Annotated in this window: 21 protein-coding genes and 1 pseudogene; 8 read left to right on the top strand and 14 right to left on the bottom strand. The window is 52.5% G+C overall.

Going from position 1 to position 20,052, the window contains the following annotated elements:
* Window positions 1-188: 188 nt before the first annotated feature.
* Complete coding sequence (locus AC07P6_RS03040) at window positions 189-1,259, top strand: PDDEXK nuclease domain-containing protein (protein WP_434661339.1); 1,071 nt, start codon at window positions 189-191, stop codon at window positions 1,257-1,259.
* A 59-nt stretch (window positions 1,260-1,318) separates the two neighbouring features.
* Window positions 1,319-1,435 (top strand): annotated as a pseudogene (locus AC07P6_RS03035) (hypothetical protein); the annotation flags it as partial.
* 161 nt (window positions 1,436-1,596) lie between these two features.
* On the opposite strand, the gene nanQ reads toward AC07P6_RS03035, so the two are convergent.
* The 11 genes from nanQ to zapE form a co-directional block, all read right to left on the bottom strand.
* On the bottom strand, window positions 1,597-2,064 hold the full coding sequence (gene nanQ / locus AC07P6_RS03030) for an N-acetylneuraminate anomerase (RefSeq protein WP_434661338.1): 468 nt from the start codon (window positions 2,062-2,064) through the stop codon (window positions 1,597-1,599).
* Window positions 2,051-2,935: an N-acetylmannosamine kinase gene (gene nanK, locus AC07P6_RS03025; RefSeq protein ID WP_478315623.1), complete on the bottom strand. Its 885-nt coding sequence runs from the start codon at window positions 2,933-2,935 to the stop codon at window positions 2,051-2,053. The genes nanQ and nanK overlap by 14 nt, the downstream gene beginning before the upstream one ends.
* A complete protein-coding gene (locus AC07P6_RS03020) occupies window positions 2,932-3,621 on the bottom strand; it encodes an N-acetylmannosamine-6-phosphate 2-epimerase (protein WP_478315622.1) in 690 nt (229 codons plus the stop codon). Before AC07P6_RS03020 ends, nanK begins: the two co-directional genes overlap by 4 nt.
* A 49-nt stretch (window positions 3,622-3,670) precedes the next feature.
* Complete coding sequence (locus AC07P6_RS03015; RefSeq protein ID WP_478315621.1) at window positions 3,671-5,158, bottom strand: sialate:H+ symport family MFS transporter; 1,488 nt, start codon at window positions 5,156-5,158, stop codon at window positions 3,671-3,673.
* A 109-nt stretch (window positions 5,159-5,267) separates the two neighbouring features.
* Complete coding sequence (gene nanA / locus AC07P6_RS03010) at window positions 5,268-6,161, bottom strand: N-acetylneuraminate lyase (protein WP_478315620.1); 894 nt, start codon at window positions 6,159-6,161, stop codon at window positions 5,268-5,270.
* Window positions 6,162-6,297: 136 nt separating this feature from the next.
* Window positions 6,298-7,089, bottom strand: a complete 792-nt coding sequence (gene nanR / locus AC07P6_RS03005) for a transcriptional regulator NanR (protein WP_304253770.1) — start codon at window positions 7,087-7,089, stop codon at window positions 6,298-6,300.
* 93 nt (window positions 7,090-7,182) lie between these two features.
* Entirely contained in the window at window positions 7,183-7,680 is a 498-nt protein-coding gene (gene sspB / locus AC07P6_RS03000) for a ClpXP protease specificity-enhancing factor (protein WP_110272828.1), read from the bottom strand.
* A gap of 3 nt (window positions 7,681-7,683) precedes the next feature.
* Window positions 7,684-8,322: a stringent starvation protein SspA gene (gene sspA, locus AC07P6_RS02995; protein WP_110272827.1), complete on the bottom strand. Its 639-nt coding sequence runs from the start codon at window positions 8,320-8,322 to the stop codon at window positions 7,684-7,686.
* Between the two features lie 312 nt (window positions 8,323-8,634).
* Window positions 8,635-9,027 (bottom strand): 30S ribosomal protein S9, encoded by a 393-nt coding sequence (rpsI, locus tag AC07P6_RS02990; RefSeq protein ID WP_110272826.1) that lies wholly within the window; start codon window positions 9,025-9,027, stop codon window positions 8,635-8,637.
* Window positions 9,028-9,042: 15 nt separating this feature from the next.
* Complete coding sequence (gene rplM, locus AC07P6_RS02985) at window positions 9,043-9,471, bottom strand: 50S ribosomal protein L13 (protein ID WP_004106200.1); 429 nt, start codon at window positions 9,469-9,471, stop codon at window positions 9,043-9,045.
* Window positions 9,472-9,689: 218 nt separating this feature from the next.
* Window positions 9,690-10,823, bottom strand: coding sequence for a cell division protein ZapE (zapE, locus tag AC07P6_RS02980; RefSeq protein WP_478315618.1), 1,134 nt, complete (start codon window positions 10,821-10,823; stop codon window positions 9,690-9,692).
* A 190-nt stretch (window positions 10,824-11,013) separates the two neighbouring features.
* On the opposite strand from zapE, the gene zapG reads away from it, so the two are divergent.
* From zapG to degS, 3 genes are all read left to right on the top strand, one after another.
* Window positions 11,014-11,412 carry a Z-ring associated protein ZapG gene (gene zapG / locus AC07P6_RS02975; protein ID WP_110272824.1) on the top strand — a complete coding sequence of 133 codons (399 nt, stop codon included), beginning with the start codon at window positions 11,014-11,016 and terminating at the stop codon, window positions 11,410-11,412.
* Window positions 11,413-11,584: 172 nt separating this feature from the next.
* Window positions 11,585-12,952, top strand: coding sequence for a serine endoprotease DegQ (gene degQ, locus AC07P6_RS02970; RefSeq protein WP_478315617.1), 1,368 nt, complete (start codon window positions 11,585-11,587; stop codon window positions 12,950-12,952).
* 86 nt (window positions 12,953-13,038) lie between these two features.
* Window positions 13,039-14,100, top strand: coding sequence for an outer membrane-stress sensor serine endopeptidase DegS (gene degS / locus AC07P6_RS02965; protein ID WP_142512728.1), 1,062 nt, complete (start codon window positions 13,039-13,041; stop codon window positions 14,098-14,100).
* An 81-nt stretch (window positions 14,101-14,181) separates the two neighbouring features.
* On the opposite strand, the gene mdh is transcribed toward degS, so the two are convergent.
* Window positions 14,182-15,120 (bottom strand): malate dehydrogenase, encoded by a 939-nt coding sequence (gene mdh, locus AC07P6_RS02960; protein WP_478315616.1) that lies wholly within the window; start codon window positions 15,118-15,120, stop codon window positions 14,182-14,184.
* A 413-nt stretch (window positions 15,121-15,533) separates the two neighbouring features.
* On the opposite strand from mdh, the gene argR reads away from it, so the two are divergent.
* The 3 genes from argR (at window position 15,534) to yhcN-B (ending at window position 16,994) form a co-directional block, all read left to right on the top strand.
* Window positions 15,534-16,004 carry a transcriptional regulator ArgR gene (gene argR / locus AC07P6_RS02955; protein WP_110272821.1) on the top strand — a complete coding sequence of 157 codons (471 nt, stop codon included), beginning with the start codon at window positions 15,534-15,536 and terminating at the stop codon, window positions 16,002-16,004.
* Between the two features lie 354 nt (window positions 16,005-16,358).
* Window positions 16,359-16,622 (top strand): peroxide/acid stress response protein YhcN, encoded by a 264-nt coding sequence (gene yhcN, locus AC07P6_RS02950; protein WP_110272820.1) that lies wholly within the window; start codon window positions 16,359-16,361, stop codon window positions 16,620-16,622.
* A 105-nt stretch (window positions 16,623-16,727) separates the two neighbouring features.
* Window positions 16,728-16,994: a DUF1471 family stress response protein YhcN-B gene (gene yhcN-B / locus AC07P6_RS02945; RefSeq protein ID WP_049114908.1), complete on the top strand. Its 267-nt coding sequence runs from the start codon at window positions 16,728-16,730 to the stop codon at window positions 16,992-16,994.
* 148 nt (window positions 16,995-17,142) lie between these two features.
* On the opposite strand, the gene aaeB is transcribed toward yhcN-B, so the two are convergent.
* Both aaeB and aaeA read right to left on the bottom strand, forming a co-directional pair.
* A complete protein-coding gene (gene aaeB / locus AC07P6_RS02940; protein WP_304253775.1) occupies window positions 17,143-19,110 on the bottom strand; it encodes a p-hydroxybenzoic acid efflux pump subunit AaeB in 1,968 nt (655 codons plus the stop codon).
* 5 nt (window positions 19,111-19,115) lie between these two features.
* Window positions 19,116-20,048, bottom strand: a complete 933-nt coding sequence (gene aaeA / locus AC07P6_RS02935) for a p-hydroxybenzoic acid efflux pump subunit AaeA (protein WP_110272818.1) — start codon at window positions 20,046-20,048, stop codon at window positions 19,116-19,118.
* Window positions 20,049-20,052 lie beyond the last annotated feature (4 nt).

Genomic DNA, 20,052 nt, shown 5'->3' with positions numbered 1-20,052 from the left:
CTTCGCGCTGATAAATGGGGAGCCAACATTGCTCACCTCAATTCCGCATATTTTATTCTCTGAAAGCCGCTCGCAAATCCTGTTGTAACTGAATGCAAGTAGCCGAATCAGTATTGACCGTATAAGCCCCTGAGCGTATTGATAGCGACATATTTTCAGCTTGCAACTATCACGACAGGGATGAATCCATGACGCTAACCTCAACGCCAAACGCTGATGATTATCAGCAAATCCATGACGAAATTATTAATCTGTTAGACACTGCCCGCACGGAGACAATCCGCAGCATCAATGCCCTGATGACAGCGACCTACTGGGAGATTGGCCGACGTATTGTCGAATTCGAACAAGGCGGTGAAGCGCGGGCGGCTTACGGCACTCAACTTATTGAACGGCTGTCCATAGACTTGAGCCAGCGTTATAAACGTGGGTTTTCCACAAGAAACCTGTGGCAAATTCGTACTTTTTATCTATGTTTTCAACATATTGAAATTCCGCAGACAGTGTCTGCGGAATTCATCACACGTAAGAATCTTGCGGATATTTTCCCACTCCCCTGGTCTGCTTACGTCCGTCTACTCACCGTTAAAAACGCCGAAGCCCGCACTTTTTATGAAAAAGAGACGTTACGTAATGGCTGGTCAGTGCGGCAGCTCGACAGGCAAATTGCCACTCAGTTTTACGAACGGACGCTGCTGTCACATGACAAATCCGCTATGTTGCAGCAGGCTACGCCCGCCATGGCCGAAGTTACGCCGGAGCAAGCTATACGCGACCCCTTCATTCTTGAATTCCTCGATCTGAAAGACGAGTATTCTGAATCCGATTTTGAAGTAGCGCTGATAAACCACCTGATGGACTTTATGCTGGAACTCGGCGATGACTTTGCCTTTGTGGGCCGCCAGCGTCGATTACGTATTGACGATAGCTGGTTTCGCATCGACCTGCTGTTCTTCCATCGCCGCTTGCGCTGCCTGCTCGTCGTTGACCTGAAGGTCGGCAAATTTAGCTACGCCGACGCCGGGCAAATGAACATGTACCTGAACTACGCCAAAGAGCACTGGACGATGCCGGGAGAAAACCCACCCGTAGGATTAATTCTGTGTGCAGAGAAAGGCGCTGGTGAAGCACACTATGCCCTTAGCGGTTTGCCAAACACGGTCCTGGCAAGCGAGTACAAAATGCAGCTACCTGATGAAAAATTACTGGCGGACGAACTCGCCCGCACGCAAACAATGCTGGAAGCCCAAAAGCGCTGATTCGCAGGGTGATTGATGCGGTGGTGGCATCGGTAGTCTATTCCAGTATTTTCGGCGCGATGATGGCCTCTCTTCCGGCGGTGAAAACGCATCTGGTCGTCTTCGATACTGCCGTGGTCGATATGACCGAACAGCTCAACGATCCGGTGGATCTGTTGTTTGGCGTACAGCTTGGCGGTGGTACCGACATCAACCGTGCAGTCGGCTATTGCCAATCGTTAATTCGCGATCCGCAAAGAAGATGTGAACCTGTGGGCGGCGCAGCACGGCATCGTAACCTCACGAGAAAAAAACTGATTGGCCTTACTCTGCCGGAGACAGTGCTCCGGCAGGATTTTTATGCGCCGGACAAATCGGCACGCACTTTAATCACCACTTTTTTAATATCGGCTGGCTCTGTTACCACGCAGCCTGGCTTATGCGGCTCCCCCGGCATAAAGACCGCGAACATGCCGGGCCTCAGGGTGACGGACTGCTCGCTCGCCATTTCACCGCACAGTTGATAATCCTCATCAACGTGTATCTCCTCGCACTGCCGCGCACAGCCGGCCACGCCATAAAAAATACGCTCCTCGCCCGCCAGTAAAATCTGGATATCGATAAACTGCACATGCAGTTCGGCCTTCTTCTCTTCAGGTAAACCTGACGCAAATTGCATCACATTCATAAAGATATCGTCCCCCTGCAGCTCGTAGCTTCCGGGAGCAATACTTTGCAAGTCGTGCGCCTGCGCGAGGGTTATTGCTTGCTGCAACATGGCCGATATTCCAGCCTGCGACGGATTATTGATATCACCGAAAATCATGATTTCTCTCCCAGCCCCACAGCGCCGCACCCAGTAGCCCGGCATCATGCCGATAGCGTGCTTCGCGTAGCGGAACGTGATAAACCGCTGGTTCCTGCGCCAGATATTCACGCACCAGCGGCAAATATCCATTCGCCAGGCCGATGCTGCCGCCAACCACCACGCACTGATAGTCGGTCACTGCTTTAAGATCGGCAATCAACCGCGCCAGCGTTTGCGCCGAGCGCTGAACCAGTGAACGCGCCTGCAGATGATGTTGTTCCGCGAGAGCAAAAATAGATTTCGCATCCAGCCCGGCGAGTTCACCGCCAGCCGCATCGGCAATCGCTCTCCCGGCGGCAATGGCTTCCACGCAACCCACTCGACCACAGCCGCAGCGCGGCCCATTTGGGTCAGCCAGCGTATGTCCGCAATGTCCGGCTAATCCCCCGCTTCCGGTCAGCAGCCTGCCGTTAGTGACCATGCCGCCGCCAACGCCCGTCGAAACCGTCATAAAAACCATATCGCTCACGTTCTCCGTTAACGCACGATATTCTGCCCACGCCGCGGCCTGGGCATCGTTCAGGGCGATACCAGGCAGTCCGCTGAGTTCAGACAAACAATCGATTAAGCGAAAATGCGCCAGACCGCCAAGGTTAGCTGGGTTGAGTGCGGTTAAAATACCGTCCTGAATAATGCCGGTAGAAGCAACCGCAAATCGCTCGGCTTGTGCCAACAGCGGAGCAATCAGCTCTTCTAACGCTAAGGCAAGCCCGGCAGGCCGCTGGCTCGCCGGGGTCGGGATTTCCCGCCGTTCACGAATAGTAAGATCCTTATCGACCAACGCGGCGGCAAGCTTGGTACCGCCAATATCTATCGCCAGCGTGGTCATGGCTTCGCCTCTTTTAACGCCGAGTTATACCACTGGCAAATATGCTCTAGCCGGGTAATCGCTGAACCGACGGTTACCGCCCACGCCCCGTGACGCATAGCTTCTGCCGCCTGAGCGGGGGTGTTATAGCGACCTTCCGCATTCACCCGACAACCCGCCTTCGTCAGCGCTTTCACCAGCGCCAGGTCGGGCTCATCTGGCGTGTGCGACGTGGTATAACCTGAAAGCGTGGTACCAATAATCTCCGCGCCAAGCGCCTGACAGGCCAGGCCATCCTCCAGAGAGGAACAATCGGTCATCGCCAATAGCTTGTGCTGATGAATGCGCGCCAGCAGCGCTGCTACCGGAACCGGGCGTTCACGGTCAGTTCCATCAATGGCGATGATATCGGCCCCGGCCTGCGCCAGCGCATCGATATCTTCCAGATAAGGCGTGATCCGCACCAGCGAATCATCCAGATCGCGTTTAATAATGCCAATAATCGGCACCATAACCAGCGCTCGGGTGGTGCGCAGATTCTCAACTCCTTCAATGCGCAACGCTACTGCGCCCGCCTGCTCCGCCGCCAGCGCCATCGCAGCAACGATCGAAGGGTTGTCCAAAGGGCTGCCGGGCACCGGCTGGCAGGAAACAATAAGCCCGCCGTTAGTGCTGATGCGTAAATCCAATTCTTCCAGCAAAGACATAATAGCTCCCTGATGAATGTTTTCGCCCGGCACCGCTGCCGGGCGCTTGTTATCTGGTTTTAATTAATCCGCTTTTACTGCTACCCAACGGCACCGCGCCGCTGAACGGTTTTCCATCAATCGCATCATGGGTCCGTACAGCTTCCGGGCGGATCCAACGCTGTACGCGGGATGGCATATCCAGACCAATCAACAGGATCACCACGAACGTCAGACCGAAAGAGAGCGATCCCAGTGCGGTACCCAGATCCAGACGCTGGGCAATTAAGGCACCAAGAACCGGCGCAATCGCACCGCCCAGCGCCCCCACGTTGTAGGTAAAACCAAGCCCCGCCGCGCGTTGATCGGTATCGAAGTAGCCGCCGATCAGTTTCGGTAAGATCCCCGAGATCCCCTGTCCTAACATCTGCTGGAAAAACAGTAACAGGCCAAGGACCCATATGTTTGTGCCGCCGATAGCAAAGACCGGAATAATCAACAGCTGCGAAGCCAGCAGGCTACAAACGTAGGCCTTACGGGTTCCCAGCCAGTCGCCGAGAAAACCACCCACGCAGCAGCCGACCGCCGCGCCAAAGCCGCTAAAAAACAGAATTTTCGCTACCGTGGTGTGGTCATAAGCCAGCTCTGTTTTCAGATAAGTGGGCAGCAGCGCCTGGATAGGCCACGAATAAAGGAAAGCGAAAAGCACGACGACCATCAGCATCACGCCAGTAGGCCAACGTTTGCCGCTGCTCTGGACCATAAAGCTGATAAAAATTACTGCGCACATCACGCCCAGTAACAGCACGATACCGGCATTTTGCAAATCGCCTGCAAAGCAAAACCACAGTGCGGTCGCTGCGACAACGGTCATCAGGATATTAATAACCCGATGCTTACCGCGATAAAGCAGATCGACCATCGTCTGCACTGGTTCTTTGCCCTCATGCTTCTCTTTCCAGTCCTCGGCTTCCGGAATATTTTTGCGTAACCAGAGAGCGAAGACGATCGGCACAATGCCAATGAAGAACAGTGCGCGCCAACCCCAGACGGGCACCACCAGGCTGTAAACCTGCGCGGCAATAACGGCCCCGACGGAGAATCCGGAGATCAGAAAACCGCTGGCTTTGTTGCGTAAATGCTTTGGCCAGCTTTCAATAACATAGGTCGCGCTTGAGCCATACTCACCTGCCATTCCCATGCCGATAACCAGACGGGCGATAAACATGGTGGTGTAACCTGGCGCAAAACCGCAAGCCAGGGTACCAAGTGAAAAAAGAATAATGCTGGTGACCATCGCCAGGCGTCGACCATAGCGGTCTCCCATTGCGCCGAGCATCAGGCCGCCAAACCAGCGAGAGATAAAAGCGGCTGAGATCAAGCTGGCCGCCTGAACCGTTGTCAAACCAAAATCCCCCTGGACCTCGGTAAGTACCAGGGCAATCAAGACAAAATCAAAACCATCAAGCAAATATCCCAACCATGCGGCTGAAAAAGCCCGCCACTGAGGGCGACTAAGATGGCGATACCACGGGATATTCTGGGTAGAAGTACTCATTTTACTCTCCCGATAATTTTTTGTTGTTGTGCCGGGTGGCGGCTTCGCCTTACCGGCCTACGGTCGAAATATGTAGGCCGGGCAAGCGTAACCCCCCGGCAACTTGTGGTTACGCCTTCTCTGCCAACAACTGCTGAGCCAGCGCTTTCAGCTCCGGCAGGAATTGTTCGTCAACCGGAGCGAACGGTTTACGGCACAGCGGCTCAGCGACAACATCCATATAGTGCAGCACGGTTTTCAGGCCACGGAATACGCCGGTTTTAATCAGAAGATCGATAACCTTGTTACATTCGCACTGCAAGTGTTGCGCTTTGGCAACATCACCTGCTTTCAGCGCCTGAACGATCCCCTGATAACGCCACCCCATGATGTTGTAGGTGCTGCCAATTCCACCATCGGCACCTGCCAGCAGGCCAGAAGCGAAGATCTCGTCATAGCCGTTGTACAACACCAGGTCCGGATGAGCCCGACGGATTTGCTCCATCTGGTAAAGATCGCCGGAGGTTTGCTTCAGCGCGCCGACGCCCGGCAAGGTCACCAGAGTATTGATCTGATCGAGCGTCAGCTTAACGCCGCTTAGGGCCGGGATGTTGTACACCACCATCGGCAATCCATCAGCCGACTCAATAATGGCCTGATAATGCGCGCAATGTTCTTCAAAGCTAAACGGATAATAGAATGGCGTCACCGCAGAAACGGCATCGTATCCATAGCTTGCCGCGGCCTGTGCCAATTGTTGGCTTTCAAGAGTACTCACGCAGCCGACATGGGCGATCAGCGTCATTTTTCCCTTCGCCTCTTCCGCCACAATCTCCAGTACTTCCTGCCGCTCAGCGCCGCTCTGCACAAAGGCCTCACCAGTGGAGCCTCCCACGTAAAGCCCGTCGATCCCCTGGCTCAGATTGAAACGAACCAGCCGACGCAGACTCTCTTTATCCAGTTTTTGCTGACCATCGAACGGCGTAAGCAGTGCCGCCATGACTCCACGTATATTGACCGCCATATAAACCTCATAGTGATATTAGAGTGATTAACTATGTACCTTTATACCTGTTATACCAGATCGATTAAGCAGCAGCGTAATAGATAACGCTTATAATGCGATCTACTTCACTAAACGATCCCGAGGATCGAGAGGGTTACTTACGTGTCTGTGTTTTCTGGCCAAGGGCGTGCCAGGTGGCGGAGACGCTATTGAGGTGGGTTTGGAGGGCGCGATCGGCTTCATCAGGATCGCGGCGGCGAATAGCATCAACAATAACAATGTGTTGTTGATAGCTCACGCTATTATGTTCATGCAACTCACGTTCTGGCACCGTAGGCCGGGCGGCGATTAGCCAATCCAGCAATGCCACGTGAATAGCCATAAAGATCGGATTACCCGGGATTTCCGCCAGCACGCGGTGAAACTCGACGTCAGATCGGATAAACAGCGCATTGTCATCAAGCGACTGGCTGTTGATCTTCAGCGCCTGCATCAGCTTTTCGATCTGCTCGTCACTGGCATGTTCTGCCGCATAGCGAACCAGGCTGGATTCAAAAAAAAGGCGTAGCTGTTCAAAATGCGCGATACCGCCGGGGTGAGACAAAAAGTCTTTCGCCATGCCGGAAAGCTCGCCAATGATGGTGTCCGCTGAAGGTCGGGACACGCGGGCCCGCTCGCCGTTGCTAATCTGCACCAGTCCCTTGCGCTTCAGCGCCGCCAGCGCTTCGCGAACCGAAGGACGCCCGACGTTAAAAAACGCCATCAATTCACGCTCTGACGGCAGTTGTTCACCTTCGGTAAATTCCCGACGGCGGATCATCTGCTCCAGCTCTTCTTCCACCATTTCAGACAGTTTTTTGCGCGCCAGAGGACGGCGGCCTAGACTGTTGCCAATGGAGGATGGGTTATCTTCGGCTTGTGAATCAAATGCGCTCATAGGGACCATTGTGTGATTTGTGACAGCACGTGACGGCTGTTCCATCTTAACACAAGAATTTTGCAGAGATCAGAAAACAGGCCCCAAAGGGCCTGATAGAGATTACTTCACGACGCGTAGCGCAGGGCGCCCACCGCGTGGCGGAGTTGGCGTATCATCGGGATCGTCATCATGATTATCTGGCTTATCGCCATCAATCACCGACATGACCGTTTCGCTGTCGTTGCCTGGCAATTCTTCGTCATCATTCAGGCTGGTGACGTCTTCATCGTAGGCCGCTTCAGGTTCAAACATGGTGCCCGCACCATTTTCACGTGCGTACACAGCCAGCACTGCAGCCATCGGTACAGAGACATTGCGCGGCACACCGCCGAAACGCGCGTTGAAACGCACTTCGTCGTTAGCCAGTTCCAGATTACCTACAGCACGCGGGGCAATGTTAAGAACGATTTGTCCGTCGCGAGCATACTCCATTGGAACAAGTACGCCCGGCAGCGTCACATCGACGACCAGATGCGGAGTCAGCTGGTTATCCAGCAGCCACTCATAGAACGCCCGTAACAGATACGGGCGACGCGGCGTCAGCTGTGATACATCCATTGATTAGCCTCGACCCAGGCGCATTTCACGCTCGGCTTCAGTTAAAGAAGCGAGGAAGGAATCACGTTCAAATACGCGAGTCATATAGCCCTTGAGCTCTTTCGCGCCAGTTCCGGTCAGTTCCACACCGAGAACAGGCAAACGCCATAGCAGCGGTGCCAGATAGCAATCGACCAGGCTGAACTCATCGCTCAGGAAGTACGGCTTCTGGGTGAAGACTGGCGCAATCGCCTGCAATTCTTCACGCAGTTGCTTACGTGCATTATCAGCCTGCGCAGCAGTACCGGTCTGGATGGTATTCATCAGCGAATACCAGTCTTTTTCGATACGTTGCATGTACAGACGGCTTTCCCCACGAGCTACCGGATATACCGGCATTAACGGCGGATGCGGGAAACGCTCATCCAGGTATTCCATAATGATGCGAGATTCCCACAGAGTGAGCTCACGATCCACAAGCGTTGGTACGCTTTGATTCGGGTTGAGGTCAATCAGATCCTGAGGTGGGTTATCCTTCTCCACGTGTTCTATCTCAAAACTAACACCTTTCTCGGCCAGCACAATGCGGACCTGATGGCTATAGATGTCAGTAGGACCAGAAAACAGCGTCATTACCGAACGTTTGTTGGCAGCGACAGCCATGAAAACCTCCAGGTATATTCAGAATTATTGTACTGCTGCCGACCACGCATGGTCAGCCAGATGTAAAAACCCCATTCGCGTGACATCATTTCCATTTATCATCTAAACAAAAAATGAACAATCACCTGCATTTGGGCAGAAAATTGGATGATAGTTTACCAGATTTTGAAGGCGTTGTGGTGAGGGTATTCTGGAAATGCTGAAAAAGTGGCAAGAACAGGGCAGATCCGTATGGATAATGACAGATTTATCCATAAAAAAACCCGCCGGAGCGGGTTTTTTCGCAAATTGTTCTGCGTGAGCAGAAAACAATTAACGCTTGGAGAACTGCGGACGACGGCGTGCTTTACGCAGACCGACTTTCTTACGTTCAACCTCACGAGCATCACGAGTAACGAAACCAGCTTTACGCAGTTCGCCACGCAGTGACTCATCATATTCCATCAGTGCACGGGTGATACCGTGACGGATAGCGCCAGCTTGACCGGAAATACCACCACCTTTAACGGTGATGTACAGATCCAGTTTACCAATCATGTCGACCAGTTCCAGCGGCTGACGAACTACCATGCGGGCAGTTTCACGACCGAAGTACTGTTCCAGAGAACGCTGATTGATAACGATTTTGCCGTTGCCCGGTTTGATGAAAACGCGAGCTGCGGAACTTTTGCGGCGACCAGTGCCGTAGTATTGATTTTCAGCCATTGCCTATAATCCCGATTAGATGTCAAGAACTTGCGGTTGCTGTGCCGCGTGGTTGTGCTCGTTACCCGCGTAAACTTTCAGTTTACGGTACATAGCACGACCCAGCGGGCCTTTTGGCAGCATGCCTTTAACCGCGATTTCAATCACGCGCTCAGGACGGCGGGCAATCATCTCTTCAAAGGTCGCTTCTTTGATACCACCGATGTGACCGGTGTGGTGATAATACATTTTGTCTTCACGCTTGTTGCCGGTTACAGCAACTTTTTCTGCGTTCAGAACGATGATGTAATCACCGGTATCTACGTGCGGAGTGTATTCCGCTTTATGCTTGCCGCGCAGGCGCAGAGCCAGTTCGGAAGCCAGACGGCCCAGAGTTTTACCGGTCGCGTCAACAACATACCAGTCGCGTTTTACGGTTTCTGGTTTAGCTGTAAAAGTTTTCATTAAAAGCTTACCCAAATAATAAGTTACACGTTGGTGAACACCCAAACGTTTTGTCAGTTGAGGTTCACACGACATTGTCCAGCAAACCTACCCCTTCGAATAGCCTATGCCGGCACATAGAAAGTTTTGGGAAAAAAACCTTCTCGTAACGTGGGGTCGCAAGATTATAGAGAAGTCGGGGTCAAAGATCGACCCCTTTATGTGATTTGTACCCGGTTTTACCCCGGTAAATGCTCTCGCTTCAAATACTCCTCGCTCTGCATCTCCTGCAGGCGGGATAGACAGCGTTGAAACTCGAATTTCAACCGTTCGCCCTGATAAATGTCATACAGGGGCACCGCTGCGCTGACCACCAGTTTAACGTGACGTTCATAGAACTCATCCACCAACGCGATAAACCGCCGCGCCTCGCTTTCCATCAGCGACGTCATCACCGGCACATCAAACAGCATCACGGTATGAAACAGTCGCGAGAGCGCAATATAATCATGCTGGCTGCGCGCATCCACGCACAGCGTCGTAAACGAAGCCGCCAGGGTCTGATTTTCTACCCCTAATGTCGACAACGGACGATGGTTTATCTCCAGCGTTGGCGTCTGCTCGCGTTTCGCGCCCGCCAGAGCCTGCCAAAGCTTATCCATTTGTTGCTGAGTCTCGGTATTGAGCGGCGACAGCCACAGGTGCGCCTGGGTCAGCGTACGCAAACGGTAATCAATACCAGCATCAACGTTCATTACATCACAATGCTGTTTAATAGCGTCAATAGCGGGCAGGAAACGGGCGCGCTGGAGGCCGTTACGGTACAGCTCGTCAGGAGGGATGTTCGACGTGGCTACCAGGGTAATGCCGCGAGCGAACAGCGCTTTCATCAAGCCGCCCAGCAGCATCGCATCGGTAATATCAGAAACAAAAAACTCATCGAAACAGAGCACGTCAGTTTCGGCTTTAAAACGGTCGGCAACGATCTCCAGCGGGTCGCTGTGCCCTTGCAGATGGGTTAATTCTTCATGAACACGCAGCATAAAGCGATGAAAATGCAGACGTTGTTTACGTTCACCTGGCAGGCTTTGATAGAACATATCCATCAACCAGGTTTTCCCCCTTCCTACGCCCCCCCACATATAGAGGCCGCGCACAGCCACCGTTTCGGCAACCGGCTCGCGCTTGCCCAACAGCTTGCCGAATTTTGCCCGCAGACCGCCATTGTTTTGCGGCGCGACAGACGGCTTATTCTGCAATTCATGGTAAATGGTATCAAGGCGGCTAACCGCCTCTTGCTGAACGTCGTCGGGCTGATGACTGCCCTCTTTGAGAGCGGAAAGGTAACGCGATGTTGGCGACAGGCTTTGCATGATCTTATTGTTATTCCTTGAAAACCGTAATGCTGTAGCTCACGATTGACGAAAAAAAGGCCGTTCTACACTACGCGATGATACGCCAGGATTCCACTTCTGTGGGATTAGCGGTTATAGTGGCACTATCGGGCGCAGGCGGAGAGCCTAACAGCCACCCTACGGAACCACAAAACAACGGGAGATGTTCATGACCTGGGAATATGCGCTAATTGGGCTAGTCGTCGGTATTATCATTGGTGCCGTGGCAATGCGTTTTGGCAACCGCAAATTACGCCAACAACAGGCGCTGCAATTCGAACTGGAAAAGAATAAAGCAGAGCTGGAAGAGTACCGTGAAGAGCTGGTAAGCCATTTTGCTCACAGCGCTGAGCTACTCGATAACATGGCACATGACTACCGCCAGCTGTATCAGCATATGGCGAAAAGCTCCAGCAACCTGCTGCCAGCGAGCATGGCGGACGCCAATCCGTTCCGTAATCGTCTGGAAGAGTCGGAAGCCGGTAACGATCAGGCTCCGGTCCAGATGCCGCGCGACTACTCTGAAGGCGCATCCGGCCTGCTGCGCGGTGGCGCGAAGCGCGACTAATCCTCCAGCGGCAGTAAAAATATTGTCCGGGCGCCCCCTCAGCGCCCGTCTCTATCTCTCATCCCGGCTACAATTTAAACATTGACCACATTGTTACCTGGTCGAAAATTCAATAACATCAGGCCATTCGGGACGTTTCCCATACACCTCAGATTACGAGAGCCAGCATCTAATGAAGAAACAGACTTTGCTGTTGAGTGCGTTAGCGTTAAGCATTGGGTTGTCGTTGTCCGCCTTACCTCCGGCTGCAGCGTCATTACCAACACAGGTACCGGGCCAGGGCGCATTGCCAAGCCTTGCCCCGATGCTGGAAAAAGTGTTGCCAGCGGTGGTGAGCGTACAGGTTGAGGGTACGGCTTCTCCGGCACAGAATATGCCGGAAGAGCTGAAGAAGTATTTTGGCGACAATGCCCCACAAGAGCAGGCGCAGCCGTTTGAAGGTCTGGGTTCTGGCGTCATCATCGATGCAGCGAAAGGCTATGTGTTGACCAATAATCACGTCATCAACCAGGCGCAGAAAATTAGCGTCCAGCTCAACGATGGTCGTGAGTTCGATGCCAAACTGATCGGTAGCGATGAGCAAAGCGACATCGCCCTGCTGCAATTACAAAAGCCCAGCAATCTGACGCAAATCGCTATCGCCGATTCCGATAAACTTCGGGTGGGTGATTTCGCCGTCGCCGTCGGTAACCCCTTCGGCCTCGGGCAGACTGCCACTTCCGGGATTATTTCAGCTCTGGGCCGCAGCGGCCTGAACCTGGAAGGGCTGGAAAACTTTATCCAGACCGATGCGTCCATCAACCGCGGCAACTCCGGCGGCGCGCTGCTGAACCTGAACGGCGAGTTGATTGGTATTAATACCGCTATTCTGGCACCAGGCGGCGGCAGCGTCGGTATTGGTTTCGCCATCCCCAGCAATATGGCACAAACCCTCGCTCAGCAGCTTATTCAATTTGGCGAAATCAAACGCGGCCTGCTGGGTATTAAAGGCATGGAAATGAGCGCGGATATCGCCAAAGCGATGAATCTTGATGTTCAACGCGGTGCCTTCGTCAGTGAGGTTCTACCGAACTCGGGGTCCGCCAAAGCTGGGGTCAAATCTGGCGACGTTATCGTTAGCTTGAATGGCAAATCGCTTAACAGCTTTGCCGAACTCCGTTCGCGTATTGCCACCACCGAACCGGGGACCAAAGTGAAGCTAGGGTTACTGCGCGATGGTAAGCCCGTCGAAGTCGAGGTCACGCTGGATAAGAGCACCTCTTCTACCGCCAGCGCTGAACTTATCATTCCTGCCTTGCAGGGAGCGTCGTTAAGCGATGGGCAGATGAAAGATGGGACCAAAGGCGTCACCATTGATAACGTGGATAAAGGAAGCCCTGCCGCGCAAGCGGGTCTGCATAAAGACGACATTATTATCGGCCTCAACCGCGAGCGAGTACACTCCATCGCTGAACTGCGGAAAGTTCTGGAAAGCAAACCGGCGGTTATTGCGCTGAACGTCATTCGCGGCAACGAAAGTATCTATCTGCTACTGCGCTAAGCCTCTTTCCGGACATCGCGCGCAGTGCGATGTCCGGACAAGTCGTGTTATGCTGCGCCTGTCCATCCATCAACGATATCGGCATCATGTCTGGAAAGCTTTTACGTTCGATACTCATCGGCCTGATCGTCGGGGGTCTGCTGCTGGCCATTATGCCTTCGCTGCGCCAATGGCAGCTTTCGCCGACCACGCAATACGATAGCGCGGATGAATCCCCCGCCAGCTATAATCCTGCTGTGCGCCGCGCCGCGCCTGCAGTGGTGAACGTGTATAACCGCGCCCTTAACAACACCAGCCAAAATCAGCTGACTCTCGGCTCCGGCGTGATAATGGATCAACGTGGCTACATTCTGACGAATAAACACGTTATCAACGATGCGGATCAGATAATCGTCGCGTTGCAGGATGGTCGGGTTTTTGAAGCGCTGCTGGTTGGCTCAGATACCCTCACCGATCTGGCGGTATTAAAAATCAACGCCAGTAGCGGCCTGCCGGTCATCCCGATTAACCCAAAACGCGTGCCGCATATCGGTGACGTGGTGCTGGCGATTGGTAACCCTTATAACCTCGGGCAAACCATTACCCAGGGGATTATCAGCGCCACCGGTCGTATCGGCCTGAACCCGACCGGACGCCAGAACTTCCTGCAAACCGATGCCTCAATCAACCACGGTAACTCCGGTGGCGCTCTGGTGAACTCCCTGGGCGAACTTATGGGTATCAACACCCTGTCATTTGATAAAAGTAACGATGGCGAAACGCCTGAAGGGATCGGTTTTGCTATTCCTTTCCAATTGGCAACTAAGATCATGGATAAGCTAATTCGCGATGGTCGCGTCATTCGCGGCTACATTGGCATCAGCGGTCGCGAAATTGCGCCTTTACATGCTCAGGGCGGAGGCGGTATCGATCAGCTTCAGGGGATCGTGGTGAATGATGTTGCGCCGGAAGGCCCAGCCGCCCAGGCCGGGATCCGCGCCAACGACGTGATTATTTCGGTTAACGATAAACCTGCAGTGTCAGCTCTGGAAACGATGGATCAGGTGGCAGAGATTCGCCCGGGTTCGGAAATTCCGGTGGTGATTATGCGTGACGATAAGAAAATCACCCTGCATATCGCCGTACAGGAATATCCAGCGACCAATTAACAGGCTCCCCGAATGGGGAGCATTGTTTTCTATAGACAAAAAAGCCGGAACAGAGGTTCCGGCGTATCTTTTCGTGAAATGTTATTTATTCACAAAATCCTCACCGAGGGCGATATCTTTCTTCAGCGTATCCAGCATCCCTTCCAGAGCCTGTTGCTCGAACGCGCTGAGTTTGCCAATCGACTGGCGCTCTTCTACACCATTTTTACCCAACAGCAGCGGCTGTGAGAAGAAGCGGGCATATTGACCATCGCCTTCAACATAAGCGCATTCGACAACCCCTTTCTCACCTTGCATTGCGCGAACCAAAGAGAGGCCGAATCGTGCTGCTGCCTGGCCCATCGACAGCGTCGCTGAACCACCACCGGCTTTTGCTTCAACAACTTCGGTCCCGGCATTTTGAATGCGCTTAGTCAAATCAGCCACTTCCTGTTCGCTAAAGCTCACGCCAGGAATTTGTGATAATAAAGGAAGAATGGTCACGCCAGAGTGGCCGCCAATAACCGGCACTTCAACGTCTGATGAAGATTTGTCTTTCAGCTCAGCGACAAACGTATTTGAACGGATAATATCCAGCGTCGTGACGCCAAACAGCTTGTTCTTATCGTAAACGCCAGCTTTTTTCAGCACCTCGGCCGCAATCGCCACCGTCGTATTCACCGGGTTGGTAATAATCCCAACGCAGGCTTGCGGGCAGGTTTTGGCGATCTGTTGCACCAGATTTTTCACAATCCCGGCGTTAACGTTAAATAAATCGGAGCGATCCATGCCGGGCTTACGCGCGACACCTGCGGATATCAGCACCACATCAGCACCTTCCAGTGCCGGGGTTGCGTCTTCACCGGAAAAACCTTTGATTTTTACATCGGTAGGGATATGGCTAAGATCAACCGCCACGCCCGGGGTTACCGGAGCAATGTCGTACAACGAGAGTTCTGAACCTGAAGGCAGTTGGGTCTTAAGTAGTAGGGCAAGCGCCTGGCCAATTCCACCAGCGGCGCCGAGGACTGCAACTTTCATCCTAAACTCCTTATTATGGTTAAAATAGTCTTTCGTTACTCCGTCGCCTGGACCTTAATTCACAAGATGAACAATTACAATAATTATGGCTGAAGAATGCGTGGTCGTGCGCAGCGATGCAACAGCTTCGCATTTTCCTCCCTGAGACTGACCATCCAGCAAAGCGTAGTACCGGATCGACTGTTGGTTACAATACACCCAGCGCATTGGGCAGAACAACATCATTTAATAACATTTCATTTACTTTTGTAGCAATTTGCGTGCCGTGACACAGGCATGTTCCTTATTAGGGTTATTTGCTAAAATATGCCCCCTTCATAACATTATTTACGCTTCTCCCCTGCGGATTATTTGCATAAAAATGCATGGTTATGCATAATGATGTTGTTTTTACCACCATAATTGGGTGACTTATGCGAAGTTCGGCGAAACAAGAAGAACTGGTTAAAGCGTTTAAGGCGCTGCTTAAAGAAGAAAAATTCAGCTCTCAAGGTGAAATCGTACAGGCGCTACAAGAGGAGGGCTTCGATAATATCAATCAATCGAAAGTCTCGCGTATGCTCACGAAATTTGGCGCAGTGCGTACGCGTAACGCCAAAATGGAGATGGTGTACTGCCTGCCTGCCGAGCTTGGCGTCCCGACAACCTCCAGCCCGCTGAAAAATCTGGTGCTGGATATCGACTATAACGATTCGGTTGTTGTCATCCATACCAGCCCTGGCGCAGCACAGCTGATTGCCAGACTGCTGGACTCTTTAGGCAAGGCTGAAGGTATTCTTGGCAGCATTGCAGGTGACGATACTATTTTTACCACCCCAGCCAGAGGTTTTAGCGTTAAAGATTTGCATGACGCCATTCTCGTCCTGTTTGAACAAGAACTCTAAGCTTCTTCCCTCTGGTTAACTCCAGAGGGTTCCCTCTCAAAAAATCAGCATTTATTTAACATTTAGTGTGTTTTTCCACTTCTATACATTCCTTTACCTAATGAATCCCCCTGAAGCGCACAAAAGATCAAATCATCATATCCATATGATTTTATTAACTATAAAAGTTAGCCATGACCAAAGACTGACATTTCTAATTCTTATACGTTATAAAGAAGACATTTCTTTGTAATTATTTACAAGAACAACAATTAGCACGGTATTAATATTTTCAGTGATTAGTGTATACTTGATTTTGTGATGAGGGTCACGAAACAAAGACCCCCAATAAAAAGATTCGACGAGGTCAACATCATGAAAATCAAAACCGCTGTAGCCGCATTGAGCATGCTTTCCGTTCTGTCTTTCGGCGCTTTTGCCGCTGATTCTATTAACAGCGAGCAAGCTCAAGGCCGTCAGGCAATCGGCACCATTTCCGTCGGCGCGGTAAGTGCTTCCCCGATGGATATGCACGAAATGCTGAATAAGAAAGCTCAAGAAGAAGGCGCTTCCTCCTATCGCATCATTGAAGCGCGTACTGGTGACCACTGGCATGCAACTGCAGAACTTTATAAATAAGATTTAACAATTGTCGGTCATTAGCTGAAATACAGAATATCCCTCAGCGGCCTGAGTGCATTGAAACCTCCCGCCGCTGCAAACAATATGATTGGAGTAAAGATTATGAAAAGCGCAATTATCATCGCATCCCTGGGCCTGGCTTCCGTACTCTCTTTTGGCGCGAACGCTGCCGTCAATCAAGTTAACGCTGAGCAGGCACAAAATCTGCAATCTATGGGTACCGTTTCCGTTTCTCAAGTAGGTAGCGCCCCAATGGATATGCGTCAGGAGCTGGCGGCTAAAGCCGAGAAAGAAGGCGCCAGCAGCTACCGTATTATTGAAGCTCGTACTGGTGACAGCTGGCATGCTACGGCTGAGCTGTACAAATAAACCCTCGTCGTCTCATCTGACGACTTGCCCCCGCCTGTTGGGGGCTTTTTTTTGTCTCTGTCGTGCGTTAAAACGCGAGTTCCCTTCCAGCCCTTCTTCCGCTTCATCAAATGCTAAAGCATCTACGCAGCTTATCGCCGGGTGGCGTTTAGCTATTGATCAGTACATGCTGGTATTTATGCAGCATCTCCACCAGTCTGCGCACGGGTTCCGTCACCTGCGGTGATGCTTCCCAGTGCTGTAGCTTTTCCTGATAGATATTGAGTTCATCTAACAGTCTGGCGAAATAATATCGACGTTTATCATCGCTACCGGCAGAAATAACACGATCGGCTGTACGCCGTAGCTGCCGATGAAACGCAGACAGGTCGTCATTTATCGGTACAGGTGCATCACGCAGACGTTGATGGGCAATAATCAAGGTCAGCGCCAGACGAAAACGCGCGATATCACCAGGGAACTTATTCAGCAGTAAAAAAAGTTGGCGATACAGCGCCGGCAGATGGTTCTCCTTGCGTCGCGCCGTATTGGTCGTCAGCGACGAAACCGCTGCCGATACAAACTGGTTTAATAGCACGCGTCCGGTACGTGCCTGTGAATTATCGCGGACCAGCAAGATCACCATCAGCGCGAGGAAACACCCCACGATCTGCCCTAAAGCGCTATCAAGGAACTGGCTAAACTCAAACTTCATCGGGTTATCGAGCACCAGAATATTGATTGTACTGGCCAGCGCCCCCAGCGAGCCCAGTCGCCGCTTTTGCACCTCAATGCCGATAAAGAACGCCATCACGGCAAGGCTAATACACAACAGCAGCATGCTTTGCTGCGTCGCGGGCATAATCACGAGGAAAAACAGCGCACCCAGCGGTAAAGCTGCCAACGTGCCGTAGAGGAAATCGATAGCCACCATCCGGGGATTAGGCAAACGCATCGCCAGCGCGGTGACCACCGCAATCATGACCATCGCCCCACTACCTGAAGTCCAGCCAGTCCACAGCCAGAACAGCGTCCCGAGAATACAGGAGATAGATGTACGCCAGAAGTTAACCATCGCATGATGGCGCTCGGCAGATTCAGCCTTAACCACCACTTCGCCCTGAAGAACTTCATTTTCAATGCGGCTGATTTTGGTATTGCTGACCACTCCGCGCTTCAATAACAGATAGCGCGTCGCGGCTCCCACCCAACTGTAAATCGTCACCGGGGTATTATGCTCCCCCTTCCAGGTCAGAAAGCGGCGCATCCGTTTTAGTTGCCGGTGAACGTCCTGCACGGTTTCAACTGGTTCAGCAAACAGTTCACGATAGTCATCGGTGACCATTTCAGGGCGCGTATTCTGAATCAGGTAGGTTTCGCAGGCCTGGGTAATCAGGGTCAGAGAAAGAGTATTGATCGCCTTCAGGCGCTGATTCACTTTTGCCCAGCGCGAGGACTCCATAATCAGGTTCCCGCGCATACCTTCCAGCGCGTTAGTACGGCGTACCATCGCGCTCCAGGCTTTATCGACTTCTTCTTTATCGCCATGCGCCACGCAAAGCTGCATCAGGCGATATTGATCAATCAGCAGATTATCCAGCTCAAGATCGATCTCTTTTTTAATCGAACGCGGTGAAAACAGCAGGTCGGCTACGATAGCGCTGACGATACCAACAACAATCTCACTGCATCGTTCGACGGCAAACTGCGGTGCCAGCATCGGCTCTGCGTGAATGGTAATGATGATGATAAGTGCGGTATAGCCCGCCAGTCCCCAGGCATAGGAGTTCTCGACACGCACCAGTGATGAGATCCAGGTACAAAAGCCCGCCCATAGGCAGCAGACTAACATCATCAGCAACGGAGCGCGGATCATCACAATGATGATCGCCAGCGCGGCGATACAACCAATAAAGGTGCCAACAATACGCAGCATCCCGCGATAGCGAATCGCACCAGAATAGGGTTCTCCCCCGGCAGCAAAAGCCGGACCAGCGGCGACAATAGCCGCAGTGAGCACCGCCCAACGCGGCGTTTCCAGTTGGAAATGAAAACCGACGAATAGCGCCAGCACTACCGCAGATGCTAATTTCACGGCAAAGCGGAGGTGCCGGAGTTCAATGCTAAAGATCCCCATGGCGATTAACCGAACTCGCGCAGGCGCATAGCCAGTTTCTGGAAGAAGTTTGCCTGGCTAGTATCGCGATCTTCTTTGCCTGTAATGACAACCGTCGCGGTGGTTCCCGCAGGCCAGAGGTTCCCCTGTTGCTGATCAAGATGAATACGTACCGGCACACGTTGCGCCAGGCGTACCCATTCAAGATTGGAATCGATAGAGGCCATCCCTTTTGCATCGCTGCTGCTGCTGGCGTTAGTCACCCCGGCAGCAATACTGTCCACGGTACCTTTAATCGTGTGCCCGCTTCCCAGAGGGGTAATTTCAGCACGATAGCCTGGACGCACACCCTCAAGTTTGGTCTCTTCAAGATAAGCCATGACATAGAAAGAGTTCTGTTTCACCAGGGCCACCGCGGTAGAGCCCCGGGTAATAAACTCACCGCTATAGACGTTCAGGTTAGTCACCCAGCCGTCTGCCGGGGCGCGGATCACCGTGCGATCCAGATCGAGCTTCGCCAGGTCGCGGTTCGCCGTCGCTTTCGCCAGCTGATGCTCAACGGTTTGCAGGACGTTATTCGCCTGGTCTATCTCTTCGCGAGACATCGCCTGCACGCCAAGGCGGTTACGACGGCCAGCCTCAACGCGCTTCTCCTGCGCCAAAGTCTGGTAATAGGAGACATCGGCTTCAGCTTCGGCTAATGCTTTCTGGTAACGAGGTTGGTCAATAACGAACAAAACCTGGTCTTTCTTAACCAGTTGGTTATCCTTAATATCCACCTGCGAAATCAGCCCTGAGACATCCGGGGCGATGGCCACGATATCCGCACTAAATCGCGCATCGCGCGTCCAGGGCGAGGCGGTGTAATACACCCATGCGCGAAAAATCGCGATAAATGCGAGGATAACCAGTATCACAGTGATTGCGGTACGGAGGATATTTCTTGTTAGTGTTTTCACATCG

It is taken from the genome of Klebsiella sp. GFKo11, assembly GCF_056490265.1.
The sequence above is the reverse complement of the archived record's forward strand: the minus strand, read 5'-3'. Positions and strand labels throughout refer to the sequence as shown.

Bases quoted from the DNA above. Each gene is read 5' to 3' on its own strand.
- AC07P6_RS03040 (WP_434661339.1), top strand. From the start codon at position 189: ATGACGCTAACCTCAACGCCAAACGCTGATGATTATCAGCAAATCCAT.
- nanQ (WP_434661338.1), bottom strand. From the start codon at position 2,064: ATGATTTTCGGTGATATCAATAATCCGTCGCAGGCTGGAATATCGGCC.
- nanK (WP_478315623.1), bottom strand. From the start codon at position 2,935: ATGACCACGCTGGCGATAGATATTGGCGGTACCAAGCTTGCCGCCGCG.
- AC07P6_RS03020 (WP_478315622.1), bottom strand. From the start codon at position 3,621: ATGTCTTTGCTGGAAGAATTGGATTTACGCATCAGCACTAACGGCGGG.
- AC07P6_RS03015 (WP_478315621.1), bottom strand. From the start codon at position 5,158: ATGAGTACTTCTACCCAGAATATCCCGTGGTATCGCCATCTTAGTCGC.
- nanA (WP_478315620.1), bottom strand. From the start codon at position 6,161: ATGGCGGTCAATATACGTGGAGTCATGGCGGCACTGCTTACGCCGTTC.
- nanR (WP_304253770.1), bottom strand. From the start codon at position 7,089: ATGGTCCCTATGAGCGCATTTGATTCACAAGCCGAAGATAACCCATCC.
- sspB (WP_110272828.1), bottom strand. From the start codon at position 7,680: ATGGATGTATCACAGCTGACGCCGCGTCGCCCGTATCTGTTACGGGCG.
- sspA (WP_110272827.1), bottom strand. From the start codon at position 8,322: ATGGCTGTCGCTGCCAACAAACGTTCGGTAATGACGCTGTTTTCTGGT.
- rpsI (WP_110272826.1), bottom strand. From the start codon at position 9,027: ATGGCTGAAAATCAATACTACGGCACTGGTCGCCGCAAAAGTTCCGCA.
- rplM (WP_004106200.1), bottom strand. From the start codon at position 9,471: ATGAAAACTTTTACAGCTAAACCAGAAACCGTAAAACGCGACTGGTAT.
- zapE (WP_478315618.1), bottom strand. From the start codon at position 10,823: ATGCAAAGCCTGTCGCCAACATCGCGTTACCTTTCCGCTCTCAAAGAG.
- zapG (WP_110272824.1), top strand. From the start codon at position 11,014: ATGACCTGGGAATATGCGCTAATTGGGCTAGTCGTCGGTATTATCATT.
- degQ (WP_478315617.1), top strand. From the start codon at position 11,585: ATGAAGAAACAGACTTTGCTGTTGAGTGCGTTAGCGTTAAGCATTGGG.
- degS (WP_142512728.1), top strand. From the start codon at position 13,039: ATGTCTGGAAAGCTTTTACGTTCGATACTCATCGGCCTGATCGTCGGG.
- mdh (WP_478315616.1), bottom strand. From the start codon at position 15,120: ATGAAAGTTGCAGTCCTCGGCGCCGCTGGTGGAATTGGCCAGGCGCTT.
- argR (WP_110272821.1), top strand. From the start codon at position 15,534: ATGCGAAGTTCGGCGAAACAAGAAGAACTGGTTAAAGCGTTTAAGGCG.
- yhcN (WP_110272820.1), top strand. From the start codon at position 16,359: ATGAAAATCAAAACCGCTGTAGCCGCATTGAGCATGCTTTCCGTTCTG.
- yhcN-B (WP_049114908.1), top strand. From the start codon at position 16,728: ATGAAAAGCGCAATTATCATCGCATCCCTGGGCCTGGCTTCCGTACTC.
- aaeB (WP_304253775.1), bottom strand. From the start codon at position 19,110: ATGGGGATCTTTAGCATTGAACTCCGGCACCTCCGCTTTGCCGTGAAA.